At 32.3% G+C, this 14,877-nt stretch carries 16 protein-coding genes and 1 tRNA gene; 9 read left to right on the top strand and 8 right to left on the bottom strand.

Features of this window, described 5'->3' with window-relative positions:
- The first annotated feature begins 50 nt into the window (after nt 1-50).
- Both EV07_RS07050 and EV07_RS07045 read left to right on the top strand, forming a co-directional pair.
- Nucleotides 51-812, top strand: coding sequence for an FkbM family methyltransferase (locus tag EV07_RS07050; protein ID WP_052043950.1), 762 nt, complete (start codon nt 51-53; stop codon nt 810-812).
- Nucleotides 813-993: 181 nt separating this feature from the next.
- Nucleotides 994-1,653 (top strand): class I SAM-dependent methyltransferase, encoded by a 660-nt coding sequence (locus tag EV07_RS07045; RefSeq protein ID WP_036918896.1) that lies wholly within the window; start codon nt 994-996, stop codon nt 1,651-1,653.
- A gap of 17 nt (nt 1,654-1,670) precedes the next feature.
- Here EV07_RS07045 and EV07_RS07040 read toward each other — a convergent pair whose 3' ends face one another.
- From EV07_RS07040 to EV07_RS07025, 4 genes are all read right to left on the bottom strand, one after another.
- Nucleotides 1,671-2,372 carry a hypothetical protein gene (locus tag EV07_RS07040; protein WP_036918893.1) on the bottom strand — a complete coding sequence of 234 codons (702 nt, stop codon included), beginning with the start codon at nt 2,370-2,372 and terminating at the stop codon, nt 1,671-1,673.
- A 15-nt stretch (nt 2,373-2,387) separates the two neighbouring features.
- Complete coding sequence (locus EV07_RS07035; protein WP_152557637.1) at nt 2,388-3,239, bottom strand: hypothetical protein; 852 nt, start codon at nt 3,237-3,239, stop codon at nt 2,388-2,390.
- Between the two features lie 120 nt (nt 3,240-3,359).
- The gene (locus EV07_RS07030; protein ID WP_152557639.1) at nt 3,360-4,355 is read right to left on the bottom strand and encodes a hypothetical protein; all 996 of its coding nucleotides are present in this window, start codon (nt 4,353-4,355) and stop codon (nt 3,360-3,362) included.
- Nucleotides 4,356-4,461: 106 nt separating this feature from the next.
- Nucleotides 4,462-5,319, bottom strand: coding sequence for a CsgG/HfaB family protein (locus tag EV07_RS07025; protein WP_036918886.1), 858 nt, complete (start codon nt 5,317-5,319; stop codon nt 4,462-4,464).
- 537 nt (nt 5,320-5,856) lie between these two features.
- Here EV07_RS07025 and rpmG point away from each other — a divergent pair.
- Nucleotides 5,857-6,054: a 50S ribosomal protein L33 gene (gene rpmG / locus EV07_RS09435; RefSeq protein WP_072013342.1), complete on the top strand. Its 198-nt coding sequence runs from the start codon at nt 5,857-5,859 to the stop codon at nt 6,052-6,054.
- 114 nt (nt 6,055-6,168) lie between these two features.
- Here rpmG and EV07_RS07020 read toward each other — a convergent pair whose 3' ends face one another.
- On the bottom strand, nt 6,169-6,954 hold the full coding sequence (locus EV07_RS07020; protein WP_036918883.1) for an NAD-dependent epimerase/dehydratase family protein: 786 nt from the start codon (nt 6,952-6,954) through the stop codon (nt 6,169-6,171).
- Between the two features lie 389 nt (nt 6,955-7,343).
- Here EV07_RS07020 and EV07_RS07015 point away from each other — a divergent pair, with 389 nt between their 5' ends.
- Both EV07_RS07015 and EV07_RS10035 read left to right on the top strand, forming a co-directional pair.
- On the top strand, nt 7,344-8,762 hold the full coding sequence (locus tag EV07_RS07015) for a hypothetical protein (protein ID WP_036918881.1): 1,419 nt from the start codon (nt 7,344-7,346) through the stop codon (nt 8,760-8,762).
- A 131-nt stretch (nt 8,763-8,893) separates the two neighbouring features.
- On the top strand, nt 8,894-9,067 hold the full coding sequence (locus EV07_RS10035; RefSeq protein ID WP_193742746.1) for a hypothetical protein: 174 nt from the start codon (nt 8,894-8,896) through the stop codon (nt 9,065-9,067).
- 114 nt (nt 9,068-9,181) lie between these two features.
- Here the strand turns inward: EV07_RS10035 and EV07_RS07010 are convergent, their stop codons facing one another.
- On the bottom strand, nt 9,182-9,772 hold the full coding sequence (locus tag EV07_RS07010; protein ID WP_036918879.1) for a hypothetical protein: 591 nt from the start codon (nt 9,770-9,772) through the stop codon (nt 9,182-9,184).
- Nucleotides 9,773-9,857: 85 nt separating this feature from the next.
- Between EV07_RS07010 and EV07_RS07005 the strand changes: the two genes are divergently transcribed.
- Both EV07_RS07005 and EV07_RS07000 read left to right on the top strand, forming a co-directional pair.
- Nucleotides 9,858-11,564, top strand: a complete 1,707-nt coding sequence (locus EV07_RS07005) for a hypothetical protein (protein WP_036918876.1) — start codon at nt 9,858-9,860, stop codon at nt 11,562-11,564.
- Between the two features lie 201 nt (nt 11,565-11,765).
- Nucleotides 11,766-12,182 carry a hypothetical protein gene (locus EV07_RS07000; protein WP_152557641.1) on the top strand — a complete coding sequence of 139 codons (417 nt, stop codon included), beginning with the start codon at nt 11,766-11,768 and terminating at the stop codon, nt 12,180-12,182.
- An 81-nt stretch (nt 12,183-12,263) separates the two neighbouring features.
- On the opposite strand, the gene EV07_RS06995 is transcribed toward EV07_RS07000, so the two are convergent.
- A tRNA-Ser gene (locus EV07_RS06995) sits at nt 12,264-12,348 on the bottom strand.
- Between the two features lie 109 nt (nt 12,349-12,457).
- The gene (locus EV07_RS06990) at nt 12,458-13,489 is read right to left on the bottom strand and encodes an extracellular solute-binding protein (RefSeq protein ID WP_036918872.1); all 1,032 of its coding nucleotides are present in this window, start codon (nt 13,487-13,489) and stop codon (nt 12,458-12,460) included.
- Nucleotides 13,490-13,643: 154 nt separating this feature from the next.
- Between EV07_RS06990 and EV07_RS06985 the strand changes: the two genes are divergently transcribed.
- Nucleotides 13,644-14,309: a Fe2+-dependent dioxygenase gene (locus EV07_RS06985; protein ID WP_036918870.1), complete on the top strand. Its 666-nt coding sequence runs from the start codon at nt 13,644-13,646 to the stop codon at nt 14,307-14,309.
- 90 nt (nt 14,310-14,399) lie between these two features.
- Complete coding sequence (locus tag EV07_RS06980) at nt 14,400-14,639, top strand: hypothetical protein (RefSeq protein ID WP_036918868.1); 240 nt, start codon at nt 14,400-14,402, stop codon at nt 14,637-14,639.
- The last annotated feature ends 238 nt before the right edge of the window (nt 14,640-14,877 follow it).

Raw genomic sequence — 14,877 nt, 5'->3', positions numbered from 1 at the left:
AGTTGGTTAAATATCTAGTAAGATAATAAAGGTTATTAAGGTACAGCCTTTTGAGATTTACAGCATCCCCAAACCCAATTAAAAGAAATTTCAGATCATTCTTTAAAAAAATATCAAAAAATATTGGATTAGATATTACTAGGTATTCCAGGCTTAATGATTCAAATATATTATTCAAAGAAATAATTAAAAGTAATAATATAAATATAGTTTTTGATGTTGGAGCCAATATTGGACTTTTTTCAATATTCCTTAGAGAGATTGGCTATAAAGGTCAAATAGTATGCTTTGAGCCAATTTCTAAAGCATATTCTGAACTTCTTAAGAATACTAAAAATCAGAATTGTATAATTTACCCTCAATCTGCAGTTGGTGATAGTAATGGTGAGATAAGTATTAACATTTCAGGTCACACTGGATGCTCATCTATATTGCCAATCTTAGATTCCCACACTTCTATTTGTCCTGGTTCAGAATATGTTTCAAAAGAAAATGTTCCTATAAATACACTTGATGATATCTCTACAAAATATATAGATGAAGACTCAAACTTATTCTTAAAAATTGACACCCAAGGTTACGAGTGGAATGTATTAGATGGAGCAGATAATACTTTGAGAAGATGTAAAGGGATATTAATTGAATTATCATTACTTCCATTATATCTGAATCAAAAACTTTGGTGGGATATTATCGATAGGCTAAAGAAACTGGGATTCTCTTTATGGCATTTAGAAACAGTTACGAAAGATCCAGATAGCCATCGCTTACTTCAATTAGATGCTATTTTTATAAGGACAGAAGACATTTAAGTATCTATTCTTTGATTCTTTTACAAATATCACAGTCTTTATATTTAGAAAGCTAATTAGTATGAATTTCCAACAATTTGAACAATTATATAGTGAAAACTTATATTGCTAAAAGTGTTGTTCTCGCAATAAACTAGACTTAATATTAGTAAATCAGCTTGCCTGCACAATTAACATTCATATGGATTCCCTAAAAGTTCAATACGGTTGTGGTTTAAGTAATCCTATCGGGTGGAAAAACTATGACTCAACCCCAACCCTCTTTATACAAAAAATCCCACTTTCAAAACTATTTTCTAAGATAATTTATAAAATCTTGAAAAAAACCAATCCGCGTATATCTGCAAATCTAAGGAATATTATCTCGAACAAAGCAATTTATGGCGACATAACTAAAAGATTGCCAGAGAGAAGTTCTTCAGTAGATTTTTTATATGCGTCTCATGTGTTAGAGCATTTACCATTAAAGGAATTTACTTTTGCCATTAAGGAAAGTTATCGAATTTTAAAGAAAGGAGGCATTTTCAGACTAGTCGTTCCGAACTTGCGTTATTTTATAGAAGAGTATTTAGATTCGGATTCAAAATCTAAAAGTATAGATTTCTGTTTAAACTCAAACCTAGGTAAGGAAAGTTTTGAAAATATTTTTAGCAGAATGAGAGGTGATGGTCATCACCTTATGTATGATTATCAAACATTGGAAAATGAACTATCAAAAGTCAAATTTTCGAGTATTCGAAGAGCTAGATTTGATGATTCTGAATATTCTGAGTTTAAGGAGGTTGAAGATAAGAATCGTTGGGAATACCCTGAAAATATTGGCTTTGAGTGTATAAAGTGAATTATCTTGAATGAAAACTAGAAGTTAATTGATGATTCTATTCTAGCTATATTCTTGTACTCTCTAATACTTTTAATTGTCCTTCTTGCTTGTAACCTGACTGCAATGATGTCATCTGTAGTTCTACCTATCTTTTTTCTATATGATATGTTTTGAGCTTGACCTTTAAGAACATTCAATGGGAGCCTTAATGGTTCAAGTAATTCAAAATCATCCTTATCTAAAAAAGAAATAATAATATTTGCTTTGCTTTCGATAAATAAGTTTTCGAATAATGCACTATTACCTTTAACCCTTTCTACCTGAGAATTAATTATTAGTTGACCGGTATTATCATTATATTTAACCATTGATTTAACTCTTATCTGAGAACCATTCGGCAAGTTAAATAAATTAACCCCAGCAACTTTATCAGTTAATAATTTTTCAGATTGCTTATTTGAATCTTTAAGTGAATTACTTCTTGCTAGCTCTCTTTTGTCAATAATACTATTACACGATGGTAATCCTCTTTTCTTTGAGGAATTTCCTCTTGTGCAATCTCTTAAGTTCCCATTCTCATCTATTTCAGTACCTATTATATCTCCAGAATTATGGTCAAACATAAATCCACCTGATTTAGTTATGTCTGACGTACCTGTTTTAATATTCCAGTTGCCACAACTTGAAACTCCAATAGAGAGAAATATTAGAAATGGTAGGGCTTTTAGAGAATTCATTTGCTATGGGGTTTTCTAATAGGATCCAAGCATATCAAAAGCAGCTTTTCGCTTTTCTGCTTCTGCTTTTGTTTTGGCCTCCTCTGCCGCTTCCTTCTCTTTTCTCTCTAGTGCAATATCCTCTTGCCTTTTACCATCACAATTTGAGATAACTCCATCAACTATATTTTGCAGATCCTCAATAGTTCGTTCAGAACCAGAAAAAATAGATATCTCATTAATAGTATTATTTACGTATGAATCTAAAGCAATTGCCACTGGTTTAGCATCGTCATACATTGAGGCATTACATAGTCCTTTAAGCCTCTTGGCTTGGCGCTTTGCTTTCTTTATCATTCGATATGAAATTTGAGAACTTAATGCATCACCTGGCTTTCTAGTTTGATTTAAGTTTAACCCTGACATGTTATTCAATGCAATGCTCATAGAGCCGGCTTTTGTTGGATCGTCTAGGACAAAAAGTACTAACTGTGGATTAAAGCTTCTGTCAACATAACTAATCAAGAATTGATGCAACTCTCTCCTTTGGGAGGCTTTAATAACCCATTCTGGAGTGGCTGAATTTTTCCACCAAAATCTACCTCTATTAAAAGAATTTTTCCATAAAGGATCTCTTTCATTTATTTTCATTGTAGCTTTATTTGCAAGTGAGAAAGATACAATTTGCTGAGGTAGAATCCTTATTTGCCTTGAACCTTTAGGGATAATTGTTAAGATATCTTCAGAAAATAGAGCTTTACATTTTTCTTGATAAGCTTCGATCATTAATATTCCACATTTTCCTTGAAAAGGGTATGAGCGAGAAAGAACAGGAGGAGTAAAAGAAGAAAATGAAAATAATTGTAATCCAATAATAATAAACCGCAAAAAGCCTAATCTCCTATAGTTAAATAAAAGTCTCATCTCATAATTATTTGTTTAAGTTAAATAATAGCAAGTGATTTTAGATTAGAAAAAAAAGTTTATTAATTTGTAAAATTAATAAGGCTAGCAACTCTTGTCAACAGGCTTCTTTTCATCTTTTATCTTAAGCAATGTAGGCGACTGATCCAACCTATCCTTGTAAAAATTAATACACTCTTCTTGATTTGTGATTAGGCAATATATACCCTCAGAAGCATCTACAATATTTTGATAAATTATCTTTTTAATTGGTTTATTAGGCTCTTTGAACTTACCTCCACCAAATCCACCCAATATTAAATTAACATTCATACTTGAACCCCCCATTGTCTGTGTTATTAATTTATTTATTGTAAGTGATTTAGAATATTCAAATGTCTTTAAATGATTGAAATTACCAGAATCTAACAGATATTTGGGTTGGTCTTCAAAGCTCATTTTATAGTCTGAAGAAAAATAAGTTTCTGTAATGCATTTCTTGGAATTAAAAGCAACAAAGCCAAGTCCAATCCCTCTCTTCTTAGAAGGCAGTCTCTGATGAATATATTCAGTTATATTTGGACGAATTGATAAATGGTATTGTTTAGGTTGTAAAATCTCTTGATTCTCTTTTTCATCTCTTTTAATAAAATAATTTATATTATTAGATATATTAAATAGACTCTCCTTAGCTTTTTGGTAGAAATTTGAGTTTGTTTTAAACTCTTCTTTTTTCTTACTTTTCATTATATTAGAATTATTTTGATTCATTTCCTCATTAATCAAATACTCTTCCCATGTTTTATATAATTTGACTTTTAGACCAGGGTATTTGTCTAGCGATTTTTTTAATAGATAAGCTAGATCATATGATTTTTTTTCAGACCACCAGTCTGGACTGCCTTCTGTTCTTAACTCAAAGGGGTAAACATGCAGTGTTATAGTGTTTAACTTGCTATTCCGATTGATCTTATAAGTTCTGTTTTTGACTTGAGAATCACGCACCATATTTATCATTTCATCAATTAAAATATCTTTCTCTATTGCGCTTGAATTATCAGCACTTCTTTTTTGATTAGAATAAGCATAATCAAAACCCAAAAATAAGACTATAAATACAGATGCAAGTAATTTGCTTTTTAAATGATTTAACTTCATGATTTTGCGTCGTTTGTTTAAGTATGAATAATCAATTGAATTGCATTAACTAAAAAAGATCAAATGTATCTTTAGTGGACTCTTTCCTTATCTCATCCATGGCTTTATATTCATCCAAGCATTCATCTTGAAGATATAGACGACAATCCAAATAATCAACTACGTTAATAACAGCTGCACGTAAGGCCCTGCTTGTGGCAGTCATATCATACCTTTGCTTCTCACTGACATTATTAGCTAAACCTAATGTAACTCCCGATCTATCAGCTTTCGCAACTGTTGAAGTTATCCCTTCAATTGTTCTACTATGCTCAATAGTCCCTGTACTTGTATTAACGATCCTTACATCTAATGATATATAAGTATTAACCTTAGCGCGATCTTTTCCTGATTTAAAAACTAAGAATCTTGAATCTGAGCTACTTCTTGAGCCTGATGAATTTGGCACATAATTGCTCAATGTCGTCAGTACAATATACTTAGCAGCTGTCAAGTTATTTTTCTTGATTGCAGTTTTTGGATTTATTCCTTTAATTGATTGTTCATTAAAGACATCGTATAACCTATTTCTCTCAACTATAATGAAATGACCGGTATCTGAAAGTGCATTTGAAATATACTCTGCAAGTTTAATCTCAACATTTTTATTCCAAAACCCAACATTAATTTTCTTACCATTAGGACCATATATTTCCCCGCTTTCAGCAAAGCTACCAGCCATATTCTTTACCTTCCTAACTGCAATAGTAATTGGCTCTGAATCTAATAAGCTCTGTGAAATTTCTAAATGATCAAAATTGCTTATTGGCAAAGCCTTTAATTCTTGTACTCCTATAGAGGGCAATAGAATAGAGTTGACTGCTAATAGAGAAAATATTCTATTAAAAATCCTTTTTTTATCTACCATCTTAACCCCTTCAGTGGGTTTCGATTATATACCCTCTTCTGTAAGACTTCTGTAAAATTTAATCTGAAGATTCCTATTAATTAATCAAAAGAAATTTTTTCTAAAACTACACTTTCTTGCCAAATTTTTATCAAACCTTCAACTCCAATTCTTTAGGATCGCTTCCAGCGGAAGCACTTGTTGCGATTAGCAAACCTAAGTCTTCGTATGTGTGAGTGTTGGAATTCAGAAGCCCCATTGAATTTCACCAATAGGCTTAAATAATTTGATGTTCTTCTTGAGAAAGCCTATAGAAATGAAAAATAATAGGATTTAATTGATTTTATTCTGCTTGAGTAAGTTATTGAGCAAAGGAGAGCGATCTATTGAAACTGTTCCCAAACTCCCACTTTAAAAAACATGCTTGAACACACCTCCTACCAGAAGCACTCATCTGAAGTCTGACTTCAAAGAGAGCTTCAATAAATTCTAAAATCACCTATTAGGTTGTAATATGATCTTATCAATTAATACTCCTTTAACGCGGAATTTATAGTTATGGCAAAGAAAGGAACTAGAATCGTTGTAACCATAGAGTGTACTGAGTGTAGAACTGTTCCTGCTTCTGAAAAGCGTTCTCCTGGAGTGTCAAGATACACGACAGAAAAAAACCGTCGGAACACAACCGAAAGGTTGGAGCTTAAAAAGTTTTGCCCTCAGCTAAATAAGATGACTATTCACAAGGAAATCAAATAATCAAATGTGATCGCCAGAACATAAATGTGCGGAATTGATTCTTTGGTTTATTGAGCACTGCAAGTCCTATTATTTCTTCGACTCTGGATCTGCCAGCCATTTCTCAATAGGGTTTTAAAGGCTATTTATATAATCTTCTACTGAAATAAAGTTAAGGCCCCAATCCTCATCCCTTGCGCAGGTATAGTTTTGATACTTGCCTACTAAATGATTTGGGAAGGGGATATATTCTATTTGACCTTCATATTTATTGGCTATGAGGTCTCCAACCTTCTGGAAGCTTATAGGCTTGCTAGTACCTAAATCATAGATGCCTGATGGCTTTTTATTATTAAGAACAATATCTACAACATCATCCACACAAATAAAATCTCTAAGAAATTTATCAGAACCCTCAAAGAGCTTTAACTTACCATTTTCTTTTACTTGTTTTGCAAACTTAGATATAGGGCTCGCTTGGTCTCCTTTATGGTCTTCTCCTTTCCCATATACATTAAAGTATCTGAATCCTTGAACTAATTTAAATTCTTTTATATGGTCCTGGACCCAATAGTCCATTATTACTTTCGATATTGCATAGTAATTGAGAGGATTTATTATGCCTTGTTGATTACCATAGACTGATGCAGAAGAAGCATATTTTATAGGGATTTGATATTTAATTGACTGTTTAAATAACCATTCAGTATAATCAATGTTATATGTATAAATCTCTTTAATATTTGTACATGTTGTATCTGATATTGCACCTTGATGAATTATCAAACTTATATCCTTCCAATTAGTAAATGATTCACGAAAATTCAAACTAGTATCTTTCTCTATGGTTAAAACATCTACAGATATTTTATCTAAGAACTTTTTCCCAATAAACCCTTTATGCCCAGTTAATATAATCATTTTCCAAGCAGCTCATCTAATAGTTCTTTGATTGGTAATGATGCTGAACTGATACCAAATAGATCATCTTGAAAAGGTATAGACAACATGGATTGCTCAAGTGGTCTAAAGAGTCTGTTGGAAATCAACTTCATTGATTTCCATGATCACATCAAATAGTATGAATATAATTATGCTAATACACTATTACATAAAATCAATAAATTTTAGAGATGCATTTGTAGTAACGCTCTGATTGTTTTGATCAAACATTTGCATTCAAGCATTCGATTGTCTTAACCAAATCCATTCACCCAACATTCTTTATTCTCATAACCAATATTCTTCCAGACTTCTCAAGCAAGTGCTTGTGATAGTAAATTACTAACAGTTAGAAAATTGGCGAGAATATGAAGTTATCTAAGTTTATATACCTTTTCCCATTACTTCTTTGTCAATATTCGATTGCTCATGAGTCCCTGGCACCTTTCAAAGAAAAATCTGACAGGAGAATATCAACCCTAATAGCTAATTCCTTTACATCAGATAAGAAAGCCATAAAAACTGTTACTGCAAGTGGCTATGGAACATCGCTAGAGTCTGCTGCACAAAATGCTGCAGAAAATGCCTTAACTCAAGTTGTTGGTTCTTTTATGGATGCAGAAACTCAAATTAAAAAGCAAAAAGAAATTAGAGATGGTGTTATTAGCAGAACAAAAATAATTAAAAAGGATATCAGAGATTATTCGCAAGGATCTATTAAATACTTTGAGATTCTCAATATTCAACAGAATGGATCGATTTTTAATGTCACTGCAAGAGTTGATATTAGGATAGAGGATTTTAGAGTCTATATTAGAGAATTAGCAAAAACATCAAAAGAAATAAATGCAATAGACCTTTTTACTGAAGTCACTTCAAATCTAAGAAACCTAGATCAAAAAAGAGACATACTTTTCAGTAAAGTTCTTAGGCCTTTAGAAAATCAAGGTGAAATAGTTACAGTAGATATTGGGAATCCAATAAAGCATTCGGATTTCTTCACTTCAAATTTTTGTAAGGAATGGATTGCTTTTTCAAGATCATATGCCCAAAGTGCCGGGCATGGTCATGGTAGAAATAATTTATGCAACCCATCATCGTTTCCTCCTAGTTTCGATAAGTTTAAGACTTTTGTCATACCAGTTACTTTTCTAGTAAATGATGACTTTATTAAAACAATCGAATCTACTCTAGATAATATAAGTGATGAGAAGAGAGTAACTAGAATAGCAACCCCAGCTCATATGATAAAGATAGATAAGAATATCGATTCCTTTCGTTCTAAAGGACTATTTGATAAGGAAAATGATTATACTATTTCAATTATAGATATGAAAGGAAAGAATTTCACAACATATATCCTAAAAGATGTTAAGCATAAATGGGAGCTTCAAAAATACACTAAATATCTTACTATAGATCGCCAAGGAAGGCCTTACCCAAAAACATTTAATCCTTTCCGAATAAATATATATGGTACTAATAATCAATTGCTATACACAAAGGAATATGATCCCAAAGATAATAATTATCAGATGTCACATTATTGTACGATGGCTTCTGATTCAACCTCTACTTATTATTGCAAACCTCCCCTTGTATTGGTGCCAATAGATTGGGGTTTAGGATATTACGGCAATTTCTCACCGCTTCATGGAAATTATATAAAAACAAAATTTAGATTACAGCACTTTATTTCGTCAGAGAGGAAATATCTTCTTTTTATGGATTTGGATTTAGATATAATGAAGGAGCTCAAAGCTATAAATATTGAATTTTTTAATTAGCAATTTAATTTAGATGAAGTATACTAAGCCAATAATTTCTTGTAAATGGAAAACTTCTGCTATAAAATATCAGAAATGTAGATGATCTTCTAATGAATAATTAAAAAAAAGATGCTACGCTAACTTGAAGAATGGAATTACCTCGCAACCACATCTTTGTTGAAGAAAAAAAAGAGATTTGGATCCTATGTGAAAGTTCAATTACTGCTATGGGAATAGGAGCAATTATGAAAAGGCATTATCCCGAGTACAAGTGTTGCCTCTGTAATAGAGAAACCTTCTTGAGTATGGGAGGGAAGTTATGAAAGCAACTATAGAGTGGCTTGAATGTGATCCTTGCGATATTTCTTACGAGAAATGGCCGGAAATGTATCAGAAGCTTATGAAGCAAAGGTTAAACTAAACACTAATTAGGCCCCTTAGAAGTCATTAAATCTATCAGTATTAGAATATCCATCTATATTTGTAAATCCGCCTGAGTTTGAAGAGGAACCATCTGAAGTAAGATCTGCTGTGCCTCTTAAGTTGTTAGATAATCTCTTTGCATTTGAAATCGTTTGAGGTTTTATTCCAACTGTAACCATTACAAATTTGCCTGGCGTATAACATTCTCCAACATTCACTGTGCCTTTTAATAGTGCTTGGGTTTGAGTGCTAACTGAGCACAACACTGTCTTGACTTTTTCCAAATCAACACTTTTATTTTCATTGGTTACACGTAATTTTTTTATTTTCTTTCTATCTCTTTTGCATGCTTCTGAAACATTTTCAGACATAAAGCTCGATATTCCGACTTTTGCCTCGACTTTTGCCTCCTCTAGTGCATCAATATATAGCTCTGCATCATCAATTGGAACAGTAGCCATGGCAGTTGAAAATATTTTCACTCCATTCTCTACTTCAACAATATCTACACCTGGTCTCTTAGGATAATTTCTACAAGAAGCAAATGTACTTGTTGGAGTAATAAAAGAAAGAAGTAACGCTGCGGAAAGATATGTAAATTTCATGATTTTGATTGGGTTACAACCAACATTATAAACCAAGCTAAACTATGGGCGTAAAATGCAAGAGGAAGAATAAACTCCTGCCAATATGAATTTGCCAAAGTTTATATATCTATTCCCTTTACTTCTTTGTCCATCTTCGATTGCCTATGAGTCCGTTCCCCCTTTAAAAGAAGCTTCTGGAAGTACAACATTCACCCAAATATCTAATTCTTATAGATCAAACAAAAAAGCCATTAAAACTGTTACAGCTGCAGGGTATGGAACATCTGTTGACGCTGCTGCACAAAATGCTGCAGAAAATGCCTTAACTCAAGTGGTTGGTTCTTTTATTGATGCAGAGACTCAAATAAAAAAGCAAACGGAAATTAGGGACGGTGTTATTAGTAGGACCAGAGTGATTAAAAAAGACATAAAAGATTACTCTCAGGGATCAATTAAGTATTTTGAGATATTAGATATACAAAAGAATGGTTCAATTTATAATGTAATAGCTCGTGTTGATATTAGAGTAGAAGATTTCAAAGAATATATTAAAAATTACCATACATCAAAACTGATTGATGATAGTTCAACTACTAATAAAGAGATAATTAAAACAATTGATGCTAAAGGAATTGGGAAATCTGTTCAAGCTGCTATACAAAATGCTGTAGAAAATGCACTTGCAAATGTTGTCGGTTCTTTTATTGATTCCGAAACCAAGATTTTAAACCAGAAGGAAATTAGAGCTGGTATAATTAATCAAACAAAGATAATAAAAAAGGATAGAAGAGATTACGCGCAGGGATCTATCAAGTATTTTGAAATACTTGATATAAAAAAGAAGGGTTCAATTTACAATATCTCTGCAAGAATTGATGTGAGAGTAGAAGATCTTAGGCATTATATGAAGAAATTAGCATCTGAAAAAGTAAAAATTAGGAATCTTAATGTATTCACTTCTGTTGCCACAGATTTAAATAACGAGGATCAAAAATTAGATTTCCTTCTGGAAAATATTTATTCACCTTTGGTTTCTGGTGAAGTGGTAGGAATTAAAATAGGAGAATCTCAGCGTATAAGAGATTTAAACTTATCAGATGTACAATTTGATTATAGTCAGAAAGATTGTAATTTTGTTGATAATAATGGTGTTTATAGTTTATGTAACTCACCTTTGTATGAGCTTAGCAAATGGAATATGGATAGTACAATCATTGTACCGGTTACACTTACTTTAAATCAAAATTTCCAGAAAAATTTAGAGAATACTCTAGATAATATTAGTGATAATAAATATATCTTAAAATGCAAGCGTAACAAAAATTGCCTAATGAATTATTTTCTTAAAGGTAGTGGTTTAGCTCCAAAATTCGAGGAATGGAATTATTCATCAAGTAATGATTACTCTATAGCATTGATATCAGAAGATTTTGCTAGATTATCTATATACCATCTAGCAGGAATCAGAAGACAGTTAAAGGAAAGGTTAAAGGGAAAATTCCATCGAATAATATCTTCCTCTTGTGAGATATTTTGGAGAAATTATGAAGAGCAAAGATTTTTATCACATTCATTGTTAGATAAAAATGGCAATGAAATTAAACATAAAAAGATTTCATATTTTAATAATCAAAAGGGCAGACCCTACGACGCTCTTTACACATGTATTTCAGATAAATGGAAAACTGGTATAAGACCAATAATTTATTCAAAAAGGCATTATTTTCTCCTTATAGATCTAGATTCAGGCCTATTAAGTAGATTGCATGATTTATCAATTGAATATGTTGATGGGGATCCTTATCATTAGGAGTAATCGGTTTTAGTATTGGTTAGATATAGTTGAAATTCGATTTAAATAATCATTGCCAATTCGCTTATTTTCTTGGACGAAGTTAGGTAATCACAAATAGGCAAAAGACGATTTCAAGTTTTTATTAGAAAGAGATGCTATATATAAATAGATTTATACGATAGAATGGATTATATGTTTCAATATGGTATGTTCAAATTGAATAAGCATGTATTGTATATAATTAGTAATTTATTTATAATTAATTTTTTAAACTTTAATAATACATCGACAGCTCATACGTATAAAGAAAATGATCGTCCAAATAGATTCATCTATACATCTTCACAAAATTGCTATGGACATGTAATTAAATTTGAAAGTTTTCCTCCATACTTGCAGGACATTGGAAATATTAAACAAGATAATCTTCCGCTAAAAAGGATTCATGCTGCAAAGATTATCGTCAGATATCCAAATAGTAAAAGAAGAGAAGAGATTGGATTATCAGTGGGATGGGGAAATTGGGTAAGTTTTAATAGTCAAAGCTTTTCTTATGCTCATAATACTGGCGGGTTTCGTATCACTGAAAACAACAAAATCCTATGCGAATACAATAAATCTCTGAAACACTGAAATTGACGGAAGAATAAAGAATTCAGACGAAATTCTTGACCGTAATGGATGCCTTGAGACGCCTACGGAAAAAGTCATGAACGGAGAGGGTGGGATTCGAACCCACGGACGCTATAACGTCAAACGATTTCGAGTCGTTCGCTTTAGACCACTTAGCCACCTCTCCTTACATAAAATTATCCTTATAAACATAATTTTATGTAAGGATACTTTATACCTATTAAACTCTTTATTTATTTCTTTATTCTATTTCAAAAGTAATATGAACATTGAATTTATTGCCAACCAGCTTTAATCATCATTTTAATGGCTTTAGAATTATATTCTCCTAATTGGCTGATTGTTACTTTATCTGGTTTGAAACCTCCAAAACTTTTAACCTCTTCACTATTATTTAATCCAACTAAAGGGTGTTCATATGTTGGTCCTGCAAGCCCCTCACTTCCTTTAGGTGAAGCAAGGTATTCTAAAAACTCTATCGCTTCAGATCTATTCTTGGCGTATCTTGCTAACCCACCTGCGCTTACATTAACATGTGCAGGGTTAGGTGTAATTACCCTTACTTTTTTTGCTAAACGTATATCATTGCTGCCATTAACTCCTGCAAGCATTCTAGCAACATAATAATGATTTACTATTCCAACTCCGCATTTTCCTTGAGCGACAGCACGTGTTATTCCTATATCTCCAGGGAAGTAAGGTTGAGATACATTAGATAACATTTTGTTCAGCCAAGTTCTTGTTTTTCTTTCACCCCTGAGAACTATTTGATTAGCTACTAATGATTGATTATATGGGCTGTTGCGTTTTCTAAGGCATACTAATCCTTTTAAGGAAGGATCAGCTAGGTCTGCGAATGTTCGTATCTTAGATGCATTTACTTTACTTGGATTCACTACCATCACTCTTACTCTCCTGGTAAGTGCATACCACCTTCTTTTTGAATCCTTGTAATTAGAAGGAACATTTTTTTCTAATTTATCTGATCGAAATGATTGTAAAAGACCATCCTTTGCTGCGTTATTTATTCTTGCAGCGTCGACTAATAAGATGACATCAGCAGTAGATTTTTTGCCTTCTCTTTTTAATCTTTCAAGTAATGAGATGCCTTCAGTTTCAATAAGCCTTACCCTAATTCCTGTTTCTTTATCAAACTGTTTAAATACTTGTTTATCAGTATTATAGTGCCGACCAGAATATACCCTAACCTCTCTTTTTGTTGAAGCGGTAAGTTGTGCACCTAAACTAGCTCCAATTACTACAGCACATGCACTTAGAGATGAGATCATGCTTCTTGAAACTTTCATTAGTCGATTGCATTTTGATGATTAATATTAATCTTAGACAAAACAAGAAAAAGTAAATACGTGTGCACATATGATACGTAGGAGAGTATAAATTGTTCCTTGAGATATGATTGCTCAATAGTTTTCTGTCTGATTTATTAGTCTTTGATTGTTTATGGATTTTTTAGTACATAAGCTTATAGGCAAAGCTGAAGCTGCGAAATGTCTGGAAAGTATTGAGAGCGATCAAATGAGCTGGGAAAGTGGTAAAAGGACGGCAGGTACGCATGCCGCTGAATTAAAAGACAATTTGCAATTAAATAGAAATTCAAAAATTGCCATTGAAAATGTCGAAATCATTCGAAAAGCGATTACTTCAGATCAGTTAATTAAAAGCTTCTCTTTGCCTAGAAAAATCCATGGCGTTATGTTTACAAAAACTTCAGAAAACCAAGGTTATGGAATACATATAGATAACCCATATATGAGTTCTGGTAGAAGTGATTTGTCTTTTACCTTGTTTTTAAATGACCCTGAAGAATACGAAGGTGGCGAATTGTCTATACATACCCTGCAAGAGGTGAAAAAGTTCAAGCTTGCTCAAGGTCATCTTGTCATCTATCCAAGCACTTCTTTGCATTCAGTGGAGCAAGTTAAATCTGGCCAGAGAGTTGTATGTGTTGGCTGGATACAAAGCTATGTTAGTAATAATGATGATAGAACGCTATTGTTTGGACTCGATGCGGGAGCAAAAGGATTACTTGCCAAACATGGCAGATCTGCAGAGCTGGACTTAGTTTTTCAATCATATAGCAATTTACTTAGGAGGCTAGGTGATTAGAGCTAGTGCTATTTGATACATCAGTAAGTGCTTTTTTGGTATCACATTTGCAATGATCGGGTCAGAATAAGGAGTATTAATATCGTTCTTATGGGTAAGAGATCACCAATCGCTATATTCCTAGCAGCTTCAGCTCTTTTGGCTACTAGCACAATTAATCCTTCTGTTAGTAATGCAGGTAAAGAACCTATGGGAGGACTAAAAGAGTGGACAAGTGATCAAGAAGTTGATGAAAAAAGCACTCTTGATAAAGAGGCTAAAAAGCTTAGAAAAAAAGCTAAAGAAGAAGATATTTGTATCCCTATTGGTGAAGGAGAGAATTGCTGGTAGCGATAACAAATTATATTAATATCAAATATTTACCATTTAAAATTTGTAATCCTTAGATTAAAATTACTTCCTAAAAAAATATATTTTAACTAGAGAATATCTCTCTTTACTAACTCTGAGAGACATTCTATGTAATTAGCTTTCTCTATAAAACTCAATTTTTTTTCTTAGATTTTAATTTAGTTAATAAAAAAAGCGCCCAATATTTTGGACGCTTTTCTTACTTTAGATCTAATTA

Source organism: Prochlorococcus sp. MIT 0603, assembly GCF_000760215.1.
Taxonomy (GTDB): Bacteria; Cyanobacteriota; Cyanobacteriia; order PCC-6307; family Cyanobiaceae; genus Prochlorococcus_E.
The sequence above is the reverse complement of the archived record's forward strand: the minus strand, read 5'-3'. Positions and strand labels throughout refer to the sequence as shown.